A 15846-nucleotide genomic window follows, 5' to 3' on the forward strand; every position below is an offset into this window, starting at 1 on the left:
AAAGTGAGCAAGTCTCTGCAAGCCATTCGTGGCATGAACGACATCCTGCCCGAACAGACCCCGCTGTGGCGTTATTTCGAGGGCACTGTCGCGCGTCTGCTGGATAACTACGGTTACAAGCAGATCCGCATGCCGATCGTCGAATTCACCGAGCTGTTCAAACGCTCGATCGGTGAAGTGACCGACATCGTCGAAAAAGAGATGTACACCTTCGAAGATCGCAACGGCGACTCTCTGACCCTGCGTCCGGAAGGCACAGCGGCGTGTGTGCGTGCGGTGCTCGAACACGGCATCACCGGCGGTGGTCAGGTGCAGAAACTCTGGTACATCGGCCCGATGTTCCGCCACGAGCGTCCGCAGAAAGGCCGTTATCGCCAGTTCCACCAGATCGGTCTGGAGGTGTTCAACCTCGACGGTCCGGACATCGACGCCGAACTGATCATCATGACCTGGCGCCTGTGGGGCGAGCTGGGTATCCGTGATGCGGTCAAGCTCGAACTCAACAGCCTGGGCACCAGCGAGTCCCGTGGTCGCTATCGTGAAGCGCTGGTCGAGTACCTCTCGGCGCACCACGACAAGCTCGACGAAGACAGCCAGCGTCGCCTGAAAACCAACCCGCTGCGCGTGCTCGACACCAAAAATGCCGACACTCAAGCCGTACTGGTCGATGCGCCGAAGATGGCCGACTACCTGGACGACGAATCCCGTGCGCACTTCGAAGGTCTGAAGGCGCGTCTGGACGCGGTTGGCATCCCGTACGTGCTCAACCCGAAACTGGTGCGCGGCCTCGATTACTACAGCAAAACCGTATTCGAATGGGTCACCGACAAGCTCGGCGCCCAGGGCACTGTCTGCGCGGGCGGTCGTTACGACGGTCTGGTCGAGCAGATGGGCGGCAAGCCGACTACAGGCGTGGGTTTCGCCATGGGCATCGAGCGTCTGGTGTTGATGCTCGAAACCCTGGAGCAGATCCCGGAAGAAATCTCCCGTCAGGTCGACGTTTACCTCTGCGCCTTTGGCGAGGAGGCCGAACTGGCCGGTCTGGCCCTGGCCGAGCGTGTGCGTGACCAGCTTCCAAACCTGCGTCTGCAAGTCAATGCCGGCGCCGGCAGCTTCAAAAGCCAGTTCAAGAAAGCCGACAAGAGCGGTGCGCTGTACGCACTGATCCTGGGTGACGACGAAATGGCCCAGCAAGTGGTAGGTTTCAAACCCCTGCGTGGCCAGGGCGAACAACAAAGCATTGCCTGGGATGCGCTTGCCGCTCACCTGGCCACCTGCGTCGTGCAGGGTTGAAGCTGTCTAAACAGCCGATTTAGCGATTAAGGAGTATTGGGGTGTCGAGTACCGAAGACGAACAGTTGGCGGATTTGAAGGACTGGTGGACACGCAACGGCAAACCTCTGGTCACTGGCGGCCTGTTGGCGCTGGTCATCGTGTTCGGCTGGCAGGCTTTTCACAAGTATCAGAGCAACCAGTCGCAAGGCGCCTCGGTGCTCTATCAGCAACTGCTGGAAACCACGCTGACCCCGGACGGCAAGCCTGACGCTGCCCGCGTTGCGGATCTGGCCGGCAAGCTCAACAGCGAATTCGGCGGCACCGCGTACGCGCAGTACGGCAGCCTGTTCGTGGCCAAAGTAGCGGTCGACAGCGGCAAGCTGGACGACGCTGCGACTGAACTCAAAGCCATCGTTGCCAAACCGGCCAACCCGGCGCTGGGCGAAATCGCCCGTCAGCGTCTGGCGCAGGTGCTGGGTGCGCAGAACAAGGCCGATGAAGCCCTGAAGCTGCTCGACGGCGATGCCGACAAGGCGTTCCTGGCCACTCGCGAAGAACTCAAGGGTGATCTGCTGGTTCAGCTGGGTCGTACCGACGAGGCGAACACCGCGTATCAAAAAGCCAAGGCGGCACTGTCGGATGAAGCGGCAGTCGGTGGCCTTCAAATCAAGCTCGACGACCTGGCCAAAGGGGATGCGTGACGTGATCCGTTGGAAGCATGCAGCATTGCTGGCTCTGGCCATTCTGGCCGCGGGTTGCAGCAGCAACAGCAAAAAAGAACTGCCACCGGCCGAGCTGACCGACTTCAAAGAAGAAGTGGTTCTGCAAAAGCAGTGGAGCCGTTCGATCGGTGACGGTCAGGGCGAAACCTACAACATGCTGGTGCCGGCGATCGATGGTGACACCATCTACGCGGCCGATGTGACCGGCGTGTTGATGGCCATGGATCGCAGCAATGGCGACGTGAAGTGGAAAAAGGATCTTGAACTGCCTGTCTCCGGTGCCGTTGGCGTAGGTTACGGTCTGGTCACGATCGGTACCTTGAAGGGTGAAATCGTTGCCCTCGACGCCATCAACGGCGAAGAGAAGTGGCGCGCCCGGGTTTCCAGCGAAGTCCTCGCGCCACCGGCCAACAACGGTGACGTCGTAGTGGTACAGACTCAGGACGATCGTCTGATCGGTCTGGACGCTGCTACCGGCGACCGTCGCTGGACCTACGACAGCACCCCTGCGGTACTGACCCTGCGCGGCACCAGCGCCCCCGTCGTGACCAACCGCCTCGCGGTGGCTGGCCTGTCGACCGGTAAAGTGGTCGCCCTGGACATTTCCAACGGCGTGCCGGTCTGGGAACAACGGGTCGCGATTCCAACCGGTCGTTCGGAACTGGAGCGCGTGGTCGACATCGACGGCGGTCTGCTGCTGTCCGGCGAAACGCTGTACGTTGCCAGCTACCAGGGTCGCGTTGCGGCACTCGATCTGCAAAGCGGTCGCCAATTGTGGCAGCGCGATGCATCGAGCTATGCCGGTGTCGCCCAGGGTTTCGGCAACGTATACGTGAGCCTGTCTTCGGGCACCGTTGAAGGCGTTGACGAGCGTTCGACCACTGCACTGTGGAGCAACGACTCGCTGGCTCGTCGCCAGCTGTCGGCGCCGGAAGTGTTCTCCAGCTACGTAGCCGTTGGTGACATGGAAGGTTACCTGCACCTGTTGAGCCAGGTGGACGGTCGTTTTGTGGGTCGTGAGCGTATCGACAGTGACGGCCTGCGTGCCCGTCCGCTGGTGGTGGGCAACACGATCTATGTGTATGGCAACAGCGGCAAACTGGAAGCCCTGACCATCAAGTAACAACTATGCTTGGGGTTAACGCCCCAGGCAGCTTCATTTGTGGGAGCGGGCTTGCTCGCGAAGAGCGTCAACGAAGACGCGTACAGCCTGAATAAACGCGGTGCTGCTACGGTTTTTCGCGAGCAAGCCCGCTCCCACAGTGTTGCCCCGAGCACCAGCCGCTGCCTCGCAGCGGCTTTTGTATTTTCTGAAATAACGAAGTGGAGAGCCGCATGGTTCCCGTAATCGCCCTGGTGGGCCGACCGAACGTCGGCAAATCCACCTTGTTCAACCGCCTGACCAGGACGCGTGACGCCATCGTTGGCGACTTGTCCGGTCTGACCCGTGATCGCCAGTACGGTGAGGCCAAGTGGCAAGGGCGTTCCTACATTCTGATCGACACCGGCGGTATCTCCGGTGACGAACACGGTATGGACGAAAAAATGGCCGAGCAGTCGCTGCTGGCCATTGAAGAAGCGGATGTTGTGCTGTTCCTGGTAGATGCCAAGGCCGGTTTCACCGCCGCCGACCAGATGATCGCCGAACACTTGCGCAAGCGTAACAAGCGTTCCCACGTGGTGGCCAACAAGGTCGACAACATCGACCCGGAAATGGCCCGCGCTGAATTCGCCCCGCTGGGCATGGGCCACGCGATCCCGATCGCCGGTGCTCATGGCCGTGGTATCACTCAACTGCTGGAAGCGGCACTGAGCGATTTCCCGCGTGACGAAGACGAGCCGCAGGAAGGCGAAGAGGAAGAGATCGTCGCCGAGGGTGAGGAAGCCAAGCGCATTCCTGGCCCGAGCGAAAAAGACGGGATCAAGATCGCCATCATCGGCCGTCCGAACGTCGGCAAGTCGACCCTGGTCAACCGCATGCTCGGTGAAGACCGGGTAATCGTCTACGACCAGCCCGGCACCACCCGCGACAGTATCTACATCCCGTTCGAGCGTAACGACGAGAAGTACACGCTGATCGACACCGCCGGTGTGCGCAAGCGCGGCAAGATTCACGAAGAAGTCGAGAAATTCTCCGTGGTCAAAACCCTGCAGGCGATCAAAGACGCCAACGTGGTGATCTTCGTGATGGACGCCCGCGAAGGTGTGGTCGATCACGACCTCAACCTGCTGGGCTTTGCCCTCGAAGCCGGCCGTGCGCTGGTGATCGCAATCAACAAATGGGACGGCATGACCCCGAGCGAGCGTGACTTCGTCAAGGTCGAGCTGCAGCGTCGGCTGTTCTTCGTCGACTTCGCCGACATTCACTTCATCTCGGCGCTGCACGGTACTGGCGTGGGCAACCTCTACGCCTCGGTGCAGAACTCGTTCAAGTCCGCGGTCACCCGCTGGCCGACCAGCCGCCTGACGCAGATTCTCGAAGACGCGGTCAGCGAGCACCAGCCGCCGATGGTCAACAGCCGCCGGATCAAGCTGCGTTACGCTCACCTGGGTGGTGCGAACCCGCCGATCATCGTGATCCACGGTAACCAGATCGAAAAGGTGCCGAAGTCGTATGTGCGCTATCTGGAGAACACTTACCGCCGTGTGCTGAAGCTGGTCGGTACGCCGATCCGCATCGAGTTCAAAGGTGGCGAGAACCCGTACGAAGGCAACAAGAACACGCTGACCGACCGCCAGGTCAACAAGAAGCGTCGCTTGATGTCGCACAACAAGAAAGCCAGCAAGAAGCGCCGCGACAAGAAGTGATCCTGTGGTGAGGGGATTTATCCCCGACGGGTTGCGAAGCGACCCCAAATACCTGTCATAGGGTTTGCGACTGCTTCGCAGCCGATCGGGGATAAATCCCCTCGCCACAAGGTTGCTGCGCTATAAATGAAAGAAGGGTGCTCAGTTGGGCGCCCTTTTTTTATGGGCGCCGGATGGGCTATTCTCGGGCTCTCCCGCGCCGCCGTCAGAGCCGGGTGTAGAGCAGGGAACCCCTCGATGATCACCAGTAAGCTGCCGAATGTCGGCATCACGATTTTCACGCAGATGTCTCAGCTCGCGGCGCAGACCGCAGCGATCAACCTGTCCCAGGGTTTTCCTGATTTCGACGGCCCGCAGTCCCTGCGTGACGCGGTCGGTCGGCATATCGCCAGCGGCCATAACCAGTATTCACCGATGACCGGCCTGCCGGCGCTGCGCGAGCAGATCGCGGCGAAGATCGCGCGCAGCTATGGCGTGAAAGTCGATGCCGACAGCGAAGTGACCGTGACGCCGGGCGCGACCCAGGCGATCTTCAGTGCGATTCAGGCGGTTATCCACAGCGGCGATGAAGTCATCGTGTTCGACCCGTGCTACGACAGCTATGACCCGGCGACGCAGTTGGCGGGCGGCCGCTGCGTGCATGTGCAACTGAACCCGCACGATTTCTCCATCGATTTCGACAAGCTCGCCGCGGCCCTCAGCCCGCGCACGAAAATGATCGTCATCAACACACCGCACAACCCGAGCGGTGCACTGATCAGCCGTGCCGAACTGGATCAACTGGCGGAGTTGATCCGTGGTCGCGACATCTATCTGATCAGCGACGAGGTGTACGAACACCTGGTGTTCGACGGTGTGCCACATGTCAGCGTGTTGGCTCACGAAGAGCTGTATCAGCGCGCCTTCGTGGTCAGCTCGTTCGGCAAGACCTACCACGTCACCGGCTGGAAAACCGGTTACGTGGTTGCGCCCCCGGCGCTGACCGCCGAGCTGCGCAAAGTGCACCAGTACGTCAGTTTCTGCGGGGTCACGCCACTGCAATACGCCCTGGCCGATTACATGGCCGAGCACCCGGAACACGTCGAAGAGCTGCCGGGTTTCTATCAGGCCAAACGCGACCTGTTCTGCGATTTGCTGGCGCCGTCGCGCTTTACCTTCACCCGCGTCACCGGCACGTATTTCCAGTTGGTCGACTACTCGCAGATCCGCCCTGACTTGAACGACGTCGACATGGCGATCTGGATGACCCGTGAACACGGCGTGGCGAGTATTCCGGTGTCGGTGTTCTATCAGAATCCACCCGAAGGCCAGCGCCTGGTGCGCCTGTGCTTCGCCAAACGCGAGGAGACGCTGCGCGAGGCAGCGGCAAAACTATGCGTGATCTGAGTGCGTTGCCCGATCTCAATCTCGCGCTGATCCAGACCAGCCTGGCCTGGCATGATCGTCAGGCCAACCTCGAGCACTTCGAGGTGCTGCTGGAGCAGGCCCGAGGCGCTGACCTGATCATCCTGCCGGAGATGTTCACCACCGGTTTCTCCATGGCGTCGGAAACCCTCGCCGAAGCCGAGCATGGCCCGACCAGCAAATGGATGAAGGAGCAGGCCGCGAAACTGAATGCCGTGGTCACCGGCAGCGTGATCATTCAGGCGGCTGACGGCAGCCATCGCAATCGCCTGCTGTGGGCACGCCCGGACGGCGAAGTCTGGCATTACGACAAGCGCCACCTGTTCCGCATGGCCGGTGAGCACAACCACTACACCCCCGGAGAGCGCCAAGTGCAGTTCGAACTCAAGGGCTGGCGCATCCGGCCGCTGATTTGCTACGACCTGCGCTTCCCGGTGTGGAGTCGCGACGCGCAGGACACCGATCTGCTGCTGTACACCGCCAACTGGCCGGGTGCGCGGCGTCTGCACTGGAACCGCTTGTTGCCGGCGCGGGCGATTGAAAACCTGTGCTACGTGGCGGCAGTGAACCGGATCGGCACCGACGGCAAGGGCTTTGCCTATACCGGCGACAGTCAGGTGCTGGATTTCCAGGGCGAGACATTGCTGGCGGCGGGGGAGGCCGACGGCGTGTTCAAGGTTGTGCTGGAGGCCGCGCCATTGGCGGCGTATCGGGAGCGCTTTCCGGCCAATCTGGATGCGGATACCTTCGAACTCACTTGATATTCGCGAGCAAGCCCGCTCCCACAGGTAGAGCGCAATACCCTGTGGGAGCGGGCTTGCTCGCGAAGAGGCCAGATCAGGCAACACAAAACCAGCAGGCATAAAAAAGGCCCCGGAACTTACATTCCGGGGCCTTTTGCATGTCAGCGAAGGCTTAAGCCGCTTTCGCTTCCGGCTGACTCAACGAACGATTCAGCGCACTGAACAGCGCCTTGAAGCTGGCGGTAGTGATGTTTTCATCGATACCCACGCCGTGCACCGCACGCTCGCCATTCACGCGCAGCTCGATGTACGCGGCGGCCTTGGCGTTGGTGCCCGCGCCGATCGCGTGTTCGTTGTAGTCCATGATCTCCACCGGAATCGGCAGGCCGGCCACCAGGGCTTCCAGCGCACCGTTGCCCTTGCCGCGCCAGTGCAGGTTGGTTTCGCCCTGACCCTTGCTTGCCACTTCCACTTCGACGGTGCTGTTACCGTTTTCTTCCTGCAGGCGATGGCTGACCAGCGCGTACGGGGTGTTGGCTTGCAGGTATTCGCTGATCAACAACGAGTGGATCTGCTTGGCGGTCATTTCCAGGCCGAGGCGATCGGTTTCCCGCTGCACGACCTGGCTGAACTCGATCTGCATGCGACGCGGCAGGCTGATGCCGTATTCCTGCTCCAGCAAGTAGGCGATACCGCCCTTGCCCGACTGGCTGTTCACACGAATCACCGCCTCGTAGCTGCGACCGATGTCGGCCGGGTCGATCGGCAGGTACGGCACTTCCCACAGGGTGTCCGGCTTCTGCTGGGCGAAGCCCTTGCGGATCGCGTCCTGGTGCGAGCCGGAGAATGCGGTGTGGACCAGGTCGCCGACGTACGGGTGACGCGGGTGCACCTGAATCTGGTTGCACTCTTCTACGACTTTGCGCACGCCGTCGATATCGGAGAAGTCCAGCTCAGGGTCGACGCCCTGGGTGTACATGTTCAGTGCCACAGTGACGAGGTCAACGTTACCGGTACGCTCGCCGTTGCCGAACAGGCAGCCTTCGACGCGATCCGCGCCAGCCATCAGGCCCAGCTCGGTGGCGGCGACGCCAGTGCCACGGTCGTTGTGGGTGTGCAGGCTGATGATCACGCTGTCACGACGATTGATGTTGCGGCCGAACCATTCGATCTGGTCGGCGTAGACGTTCGGCGTTGCGCATTCGACGGTGGCCGGCAGGTTGAGGATCATCTTGTGCTCAGGCGTCGGATTCCAGACCTCGATCACCGCGTCACAGACTTCCTTGGCGAACTCCAGCTCGGTGGCGCTGAAGGTTTCCGGGGAGTATTCGAAAGTCCACTCGGTGTCCGGCTGCATCGCCGCGTATTTGACGAACAGCTTGGCAGCGTTGACCGCGATCGCCTTGATGCCGTCCTTGTCCTGGTTGAAGACGATGCGACGAAAGGACGGCGAGGTGGCGTTGTACAGGTGAACGATGGCTTTCTTCGCCCCGCGCAGGGATTCGAAGGTGCGCTCGATCAGGTCTTCACGGCCCTGGGTCAGCACCTGAATGGTGGTGTCGTCCGGGATGTGGCCTTCTTCGATCAGGGTACGCACGAAGTCGAAGTCGGTTTGCGAAGCGGCCGGGAACGAGGCTTCGATTTCCTTCACACCCACCTGAACGAGGGTTTTCCAGAAGCGCAGCTTCTTCACCGCGTCCATCGGCTCGATCAGCGACTGGTTGCCGTCCCGCAGGTCGGAGCTGCACCAGATCGGCGCGGCGTCGATGGTTTTCGACGGCCAGGTGCGATCCGGCAGATTGATGACGGGGAACGCGCGGTATTTCGAAGACGGGTCTTTGAGCATGCTCATCGGGAAATTCCTTATTGTCTGGGCCGAAAAGAGGCGGCCTGCCGGTGGAACGAATGTTCGGGAAAACGCTTGGGACGAGGCGCAGCGATTCAGCCCGGCAGTCGTGCGCTGACGAGGCACAGACTGCGGTGCTGGCGAAGCTGAATAAGGGTGTGAGAGGTTTTCATGCCTTCAACCCTAACCGCGAGGGGAGAGGATGGCAAGCAGTCGAAAAAAATTGAGAGGAATACTCGAAAAGCGGGGATTAGCGCGATTTTATTGTGCTTCAGGCGAATGATCGTGTTGATGTTTGCGCGGGGCTTGATTGGGGCGCAATTGAAACTGGTGGGGTGTCAGCAGGGTTTACGCTGTGGGATGGGCCGCCTTCGCGAGCAAGCCCGCTCCCACAGTTGATCGTGTTCACCACACAAATCCAGTGTGGGAGGGGGCTTGCTCCCGAAGGGGCCGGTAGCCTCAATCAGGAATTACGGTTGGAACGCACCAATGAAAATCGCCGGATCCACCCGCGCATCGTTCAAGCTGATGTTCCAGTGCATGTGCGGCCCGGTCGCCCGGCCGGTCGAGCCGACCTTGCCCACCACCGCGCCACGGGCCAGTTGATCGCCGACCTTCACGTCGATTTTCGACATGTGGCAGAACATGCTGATAAAGCCCTGTCCGTGATCGACAAACACCGTGTTGCCGTTGAAGAAGTAGTTGCCGGTCAGAATCACTTTGCCCGCCGCCGGGGTCTTGATCGGCGTGCCGGCGGGCACTGCAAAGTCGAGGCCGGCATGGGGGTTGCGCTCTTCGCCATTGAAGAAACGGCGCACACCGAACTTGCTCGACAATGGTCCGTTGACCGGTTTGTCCAGCAGCAGGTTGCTCGGGGTGTTCGGACTGAAGCTGCGGTAGGCCTTGATCTGCTCGGCCAGTTCACCCTCGATGCGCTTGAGGTTGGCCGGGTTCGGGTTGACCTGTTGAGTGTTCTTCAGGGTGATGTGCTGTTCCGGGTATTTCTTGTTGCCAACCGTGAACGGCAGATTGCGCTCACCGCTGCTGATCTGCTGGCTGCCGGGTTTGACCGTCAGCGGCACACCGACAATCGCCAGCCAGTTGTTCTGTTCTTTCACCACCAGCACCGGTTTGCCCTGATAGGTGGCTTTTGGTGCCTGCGCGGCGCTGCCCAGATCGACCACCGCGACGCCGCCCGGCACCGGTTTGTTCAGCAAACGGGTGATGTAGCTGTCGGCGTGGGCGTTGAAGGAGGTCAGGCACAGCAACAATAACGGAGCAAAAAAACGCGGCATGGATCAGTCCAGTAAAGAAAGGGTGACAGGCGTCAGGTGGTTGTCCTCGACGCGCACTTGCAGTTCGCCTTCGCCCAGCTTGGCTTTCAGGCGTTGGCCGGTGTGGGTCTGCGCGGCGTTGCGAATGGCGTGCCCGCGCTCATCGAGCAGAATGCTGTAACCCCTGCCGAGGGTCGCCAGCGGACTGACCACATGCAGCGTCTGCATCTGGCTGTGCAGTTGCAGGCGACGGCTTTTCAGACCTTCGCGCATGGCTCGCGGCAGGCGTTCGGCGAGGCTGTCGAGGCGCTGACGGAGCATCGCCAATTGGCGTCCCGGATGTTGCCCGGCGAGGCGGGTTTCCAGGCGGATCAGGCGCTCGCGGCGGGTATTCAGTTGGCGTTCGAACGCCCGGCGCATGCGCATGTCCAGGTCATCCAGGCGTTGCGCTTGCTGGCGCAGGCGTTCGCCGGGGTGGCGCAGACGGCGGGCCATGCCTTCCAGGCGCAGACGATCGCGCATCAGCCGGTCGCGCATGCGCATCACCAGACGCCGGTGCAGGCTTTCGACCTGACGGATCAGGTGGCTCGAATCCGGGGCCAACAGCTCAGCGGCAGCAGAGGGCGTTGGTGCGCGCACGTCAGCCACGAAATCACTGATCGACACGTCGGTTTCATGCCCGACGGCGCTGACAATCGGCGTCACGCAGGCATCGACCGCGCGGGCCACGGCTTCTTCGTTGAAGCACCAGAGGTCTTCCAGCGAACCACCGCCACGGGCGAGGATCAGCGCGTCGAAACCACGGGCGTCGGCCATTTTCAGCGCGCGGACGATTTGCGCCGTGGCTTCACGGCCCTGCACGGCAGTCGGGATCAGCGTCAGTTGCACCTGCGGCGCCCGCCGGCGGAACACGCTGATGATGTCGCGAATCACCGCGCCGGTCGGCGAGCTGATGATGCCGATGCGTTGCGGATGCGCCGGCAACGGCACTTTGCGTTCGGCACTGAACAGACCTTCGGCGCTGAGCTTTTCCTTCAGTGCATCGAAGGCCAGGCGTAGCGCGCCGTCACCGGCCGGCTCCACGGTGTCGAGAATCAGTTGGTAGTCGCCACGTCCTTCGAACAGCGAGACCTTGCCGCGTACCTTCACGGCCAGACCGTCCTTCAGCGCCTGACGCACCCGCGCCGCATTATTGCGGAACAGCGCGCAACGCACCTGCGCACCGCTGTCCTTGAGGGTGAAATACACGTGACCGGACGCCGGGCGCGCGAGGTTGGAGATTTCGCCTTCGACCCAGATGTTGCTGAACACGTCTTCGAGCAACACCCGCGCGCGGCCGTTGAGCTGGCTGACGGTCAGGACTTCACGGTCCAGGCCAAGTCTTGCAAAGGGATCTTTAATCATGGGGCGCAGTTTAAAGGCATTCGCCTACCGATCACCATGACCCAACACAAAACCCCTTGTGGGAGCGGGCTTGCTCGCGAAAGCGGTGTGGCAGGCAAATCAAGTTTCGACTGACACTCCGCTTTCGCGAGCAAGCCCGCTCCCACAGGGTTTTGTGAACATATTGATGAAGTGTTGCACCAGTGACGTGGGGGTTTGCCGATAGGCGAGGGCGACGGTGCTTTGGCAATCGGGATCACTCAGCGGTAAGAATCGTACGCCGCCGGGGGCGATGTCCTGCATTGATTCGGGCAGCAGGGCGATGCCGAATCCAGCCTGGATCAACTGCAACTGCGTAGTTTTGCGCGACATCACCCGCGCTGCTTTTGGGAAAAAGCCCTGGCGCATGCACAGGTCGGCACACAGATAGCTGAGGCCGCCGCGCTGTGGATGCGGGATCGATATAAAGGCTTCGTCCTGCAGTTGCGCCAGTTCGACGGAGGATGAATCGGCCAGTCGATGATCGTTCGGCACCGCCAGCAGCAGGCGCTCGGTGAACAATGGCACAACCTGAATACCTTCACGCTGACGCAACACCGGCAGGCGCAACAGGCCAATGTCGAGGCGTCCTTCCGCGAGTTCCTCAAGCTGCGCCTCGGAGGAAAGCTTGCCGATGTCCAGCGACACGCCGTGCTGCTGATCGAGATAAGCGCTGATCCGACGTAATAAATGCCCGCTGATCGACACGGTGCTGGAATGACTCAGGCGCAGCGTGCCCAGTTGTCCGTTACCGACTTCGGTCGCCATCGCGCTGGCTTTGCTCAGTTCATTGAGCAGGTTTCTGGCCCGCGGCAGAAACGCCTCACCCGCCGCCGTGAGCCGGGGCTGGCGTGCGGTGCGTTCGAACAGCGAGGTTTGCAGGCGCGCTTCCATGTCCTTGATCTGCCGGCTCAGCGCCGACTGCGCGATGAACAGGCGTTCAGCCGCTGCACTGAAGCTGCCACATTCGGCGATTTCCACGAAGTAGCGCAGTTGACGGGTTGAAAGCATCAGGCATGCCTTTTCGAGATGGGTGAGCGGCTTTGAACATATTAGTCGCAAGGCTTGGTGCTGGCTAAAGTCATCACAGGCTTATAAAGGAAGTAGACCGATGAGTATGGCGGGGTTGTTGAGTGAATGGACATGGGGCGCGGGCGGCTGGGTAGTGATCGGCTCGGGAATCGCGCTGGCCTATATCGTGTTCGGGATTGCCGGGTTCGGTACCGCACTGGTCGCGGGGCCGATTCTGATTCTGTTCATGCCGTTGTCGAAAATCGTGCCGCTGCTGGTGCTGCTGGATTTCGTCGCGGCGTTCGGCAACCTGCTGCCCTCGCGCCGGGATGTGGCCAAGCCCGAGTTGTTGCGGCTGCTGCCATGCATGGCGGTGGGGTGCACGTTGGGGGTGATTTTCCTGCTCAACCTCAAATCCGACCTGTTGCTGCTGTTGATGGGGCTGTTCATCAGCACTTATGCGGTTTACAGCCTGTGGGTGAAAACCCGGCCGACGCAGTTGTCTGCCGCATGGGCGCTGCCGATGGGCACGGTAGGCGGCCTGTTTGGCGCGCTGTTTGGCAGTGGCGGCTTTCTATATGCGATCTATCTCAACAGCCGCCTGCCCAAGGACGCGGCGCGGGCCACGCAAAGTGCGCTGATCAGTTGCAGCACTGTGGTGCGTTTGAGCCTGTTCGCCATCGCCGGGGTGTATGCCGAGCTACCCTTGTTGATGCTGGCGGTGTGTCTGTTGCCGGCCATGGCGCTGGGGCTGTGGATCGGACGGCGGTTGACGATGCGCTTGTCGCGCGAGGCGTTTGTCCGATTGGTGACCTGGCTGGTGCTGGCGAGCGGGATTGCGTTGATCGGACGCTACATTATTAGTATGGCGTGAGCACTTGACCGGATTTCGTCAGGGATTAAGCTGCCGGCCGCAATTCTTTTGTAGGAGTGAGCCTGCTCGCGATAGCGGTGTATCAGTTGATCTTGATGTGTCTGACCCACCGCTATCGCGAGCAGGCTCACTCCTACAAAAGAATTGCGGCCGGCAGCTTAATCCCTGACGAAATCCGGTCAAGTGCTCACGCCATACTAATAATGTAGCGTCCGATCAACGCAATCCCGCTCGCCAGCACCAGCCAGGTCACCAATCGGACAAACGCCTCGCGCGACAAGCGCATCGTCAACCGCCGTCCGATCCACAGCCCCAGCGCCATGGCCGGCAACAGACACACCGCCAGCATCAACAAGGGTAGCTCGGCATACACCCCGGCGATGGCGAACAGGCTCAAACGCACCACAGTGCTGCAACTGATCAGCGCACTTTGCGTGGCCCGCGCCGCGTCCTTGGGCAGGCGGCTGTTGAGATAGATCGCATATAGAAAGCCGCCNGCGCTGCATCTACACGCCGGCCAAGGGCTTTCTCGAAGAAGCCGGGTGCGCCGAGTGCCGCCGCGAAGTTGGCGAAGCGCTGTTCGAAAGCCTGGAAGACTGGTTTCCAGGCCGCACGGACAACTTCACCTGCCCGGAATGCGGGCATGAAGACGACATCAACGGCTTTCTGTTCTTGCAGGAATGTGCGTTTTCCAACCTCGGCTTCATCTTCAACAACTGGCTGGAAGCAGGCTTCAAGCAGAGTTTTATCGATGAGTTCGCCGATTGGCTCGATCAACCTGTCTCTTGGGTCAAGGTGGAGCTGTAGCGGCGGGGGTCTCCGTATATCAGCAACATTGATATTAAGCTGAGTTTTACATTGAACAGCAGGGGGTGTCTGACTATAATGGCGCGCTTCCATTTTCCCGCTCGGGAGCCCCCGCGATGCTGCGTATCAGCCAAGAAGCTCTGACATTCGACGACATTCTCCTAGTGCCCGGTTATTCCGAGGTGCTTCCTAACGAAGTCAGTCTCAAGACCCGCCTTACCCGTGGCATCGAGCTGAATATTCCTCTGGTTTCTGCCGCCATGGACACCGTCACTGAAGCCCGTCTGGCAATCGCCATGGCTCAGGAAGGTGGTATCGGTATCATCCACAAGAACATGACCATCGAGCAGCAAGCTGCCGAAGTGCGTAAGGTCAAGAAGTTCGAAGCCGGCGTCGTGAAGGATCCGATCACCATCGAGGCTGATGCCACGGTGCGTGACCTGTTCGAACTGACCCGCATGCACAACATTTCCGGCGTTCCGGTGCTGCACGATGGCGACCTGGTCGGCATCGTCACCTCCCGTGACGTCCGCTTCGAAACCCGTCTGGAAGCCACCGTACGTGAAGTGATGACGCCTAAAGAGCGTCTGGTCACCGTGCGTGAAGGCGCCGACAAGAACGAAGTCCGCGAGTTGCTGCACAAGCACCGCCTGGAAAAAGTCCTGATCGTCGACGACAAGTTTGCCCTCAAAGGCATGATGACCGTCAAAGACATCGAAAAAGCCAAAGCCTACCCGCTGGCCAGCAAGGACGATCAAGGTCGTCTGCGCGTTGGCGCTGCCGTCGGTACCGGTAAAGACACCGGTGACCGCGTTGCCGCGCTGGTCAACGCCGGTGTGGACGTGGTGGTGGTCGACACCGCACACGGTCACTCCAAGGGCGTGATCGACCGCGTTCGCTGGGTCAAAGAGAATTTCCCTGAAGTGCAGGTGATCGGCGGCAACATCGCCACCGGCGCAGCCGCCAAGGCCCTGGCCGAAGCGGGTGCCGATGCGGTCAAGGTCGGTATCGGCCCTGGCTCGATCTGCACCACCCGTATCGTCGCCGGTGTCGGCGTGCCGCAAATCAGTGCCATCGCCAACGTCGCCGCTGCCCTTGAAGGCACTGGCGTGCCGTTGATCGCCGACGGCGGCATCCGTTTCTCCGGTGACCTGTCCAAGGCCATCGTGGCCGGTGCGTCCTGCGTGATGATGGGTTCGATGTTCGCCGGTACTGAAGAAGCCCCGGGCGAGATCGAACTGTTCCAGGGCCGTTCGTACAAGGCTTATCGCGGCATGGGTTCGCTGGGCGCCATGTCTCAGGCGCAAGGTTCTTCCGACCGTTACTTCCAGGACTCCTCGGCAGGCGCCGAGAAGCTCGTTCCGGAAGGGATCGAAGGTCGTGTGCCGTACAAAGGCACCCTGACGGCGATCATCCACCAGTTGATGGGCGGTCTGCGTTCCTCGATGGGTTACACCGGCAGCGCCAACATCGAAGAAATGCGCACCAAGCCTGAGTTCGTGCGGATCACCGGTGCCGGTATGGCCGAATCCCACGTTCACGACGTGCAGATCACCAAAGAAGCGCCAAACTACCGCGTAGGTTGATGCTTCAAGCAAATCGTTAAGCAACCGGGGCTGTTTTATTCAGCCCCGAGTTGTTTCTGAATCACGACTGTTTC

At 60.8% G+C, this 15846-nt stretch carries 12 protein-coding genes and 2 pseudogenes; 9 read left to right on the forward strand and 5 right to left on the reverse strand.

The features are described from left to right. Nucleotides 1-3 precede the first annotated feature (3 nt). The 6 genes from hisS (at nt 4) to VLA07_RS05685 (ending at nt 6970) form a co-directional block, all read left to right on the forward strand. Nucleotides 4-1293, forward strand: coding sequence for a histidine--tRNA ligase (gene hisS / locus VLA07_RS05660; RefSeq protein ID WP_027612134.1), 1290 nt, complete (start codon nt 4-6; stop codon nt 1291-1293). Between the two features lie 41 nt (nt 1294-1334). Further along, nucleotides 1335-1976: a tetratricopeptide repeat protein gene (locus tag VLA07_RS05665; RefSeq protein WP_007964436.1), complete on the forward strand. Its 642-nt coding sequence runs from the start codon at nt 1335-1337 to the stop codon at nt 1974-1976. After that, entirely contained in the window at nt 1969-3120 is a 1152-nt protein-coding gene (bamB, locus tag VLA07_RS05670; RefSeq protein ID WP_095136893.1) for an outer membrane protein assembly factor BamB, read from the forward strand. The genes VLA07_RS05665 and bamB overlap by 8 nt, the downstream gene beginning before the upstream one ends. A 212-nt stretch (nt 3121-3332) precedes the next feature. Continuing rightward, on the forward strand, nt 3333-4805 hold the full coding sequence (gene der, locus VLA07_RS05675) for a ribosome biogenesis GTPase Der (protein WP_041071834.1): 1473 nt from the start codon (nt 3333-3335) through the stop codon (nt 4803-4805). Between the two features lie 237 nt (nt 4806-5042). Continuing rightward, on the forward strand, nt 5043-6191 hold the full coding sequence (locus VLA07_RS05680; RefSeq protein WP_333988576.1) for a pyridoxal phosphate-dependent aminotransferase: 1149 nt from the start codon (nt 5043-5045) through the stop codon (nt 6189-6191). Continuing rightward, nucleotides 6179-6970: an amidohydrolase gene (locus VLA07_RS05685; protein WP_247268055.1), complete on the forward strand. Its 792-nt coding sequence runs from the start codon at nt 6179-6181 to the stop codon at nt 6968-6970. The genes VLA07_RS05680 and VLA07_RS05685 overlap by 13 nt, the downstream gene beginning before the upstream one ends. Nucleotides 6971-7124: 154 nt before the next feature. Here the strand turns inward: VLA07_RS05685 and leuA are convergent, their stop codons facing one another. The 4 genes from leuA to VLA07_RS05705 form a co-directional block, all read right to left on the reverse strand. Next, nucleotides 7125-8804: a 2-isopropylmalate synthase gene (gene leuA, locus VLA07_RS05690; RefSeq protein WP_333988577.1), complete on the reverse strand. Its 1680-nt coding sequence runs from the start codon at nt 8802-8804 to the stop codon at nt 7125-7127. A gap of 464 nt (nt 8805-9268) precedes the next feature. Then, nucleotides 9269-10093 carry a peptidoglycan DD-metalloendopeptidase family protein gene (locus VLA07_RS05695; RefSeq protein WP_247268054.1) on the reverse strand — a complete coding sequence of 275 codons (825 nt, stop codon included), beginning with the start codon at nt 10091-10093 and terminating at the stop codon, nt 9269-9271. A gap of 3 nt (nt 10094-10096) precedes the next feature. Further along, nucleotides 10097-11476, reverse strand: a complete 1380-nt coding sequence (gene xseA, locus VLA07_RS05700) for an exodeoxyribonuclease VII large subunit (RefSeq protein WP_096795525.1) — start codon at nt 11474-11476, stop codon at nt 10097-10099. A 99-nt stretch (nt 11477-11575) separates the two neighbouring features. Beyond that, the gene (locus VLA07_RS05705) at nt 11576-12505 is read right to left on the reverse strand and encodes a LysR family transcriptional regulator (RefSeq protein ID WP_333988578.1); all 930 of its coding nucleotides are present in this window, start codon (nt 12503-12505) and stop codon (nt 11576-11578) included. Between the two features lie 100 nt (nt 12506-12605). Here VLA07_RS05705 and VLA07_RS05710 point away from each other — a divergent pair, with 100 nt between their 5' ends. Further along, nucleotides 12606-13379, forward strand: coding sequence for a sulfite exporter TauE/SafE family protein (locus VLA07_RS05710; RefSeq protein WP_333988579.1), 774 nt, complete (start codon nt 12606-12608; stop codon nt 13377-13379). A gap of 187 nt (nt 13380-13566) precedes the next feature. Here the strand turns inward: VLA07_RS05710 and VLA07_RS05715 are convergent. Then, nucleotides 13567-13875: pseudogene (locus tag VLA07_RS05715) on the reverse strand (TSUP family transporter); the annotation flags it as partial. Nucleotides 13876-13877: 2 nt separating this feature from the next. Between VLA07_RS05715 and VLA07_RS05720 the strand changes: the two are divergent. Both VLA07_RS05720 and guaB read left to right on the forward strand, forming a co-directional pair. Next, nucleotides 13878-14186: pseudogene (locus tag VLA07_RS05720) on the forward strand (sugar ABC transporter ATPase); the annotation flags it as partial. A gap of 116 nt (nt 14187-14302) precedes the next feature. Then, nucleotides 14303-15772 (forward strand): IMP dehydrogenase, encoded by a 1470-nt coding sequence (guaB, locus tag VLA07_RS05725; RefSeq protein WP_027612123.1) that lies wholly within the window; start codon nt 14303-14305, stop codon nt 15770-15772. Nucleotides 15773-15846 lie beyond the last annotated feature (74 nt).

This window comes from Pseudomonas sp. S3(2024) (genome assembly GCF_036861315.1).
GTDB lineage: Bacteria > Pseudomonadota > Gammaproteobacteria > Pseudomonadales > Pseudomonadaceae > Aquipseudomonas > Aquipseudomonas putida_A.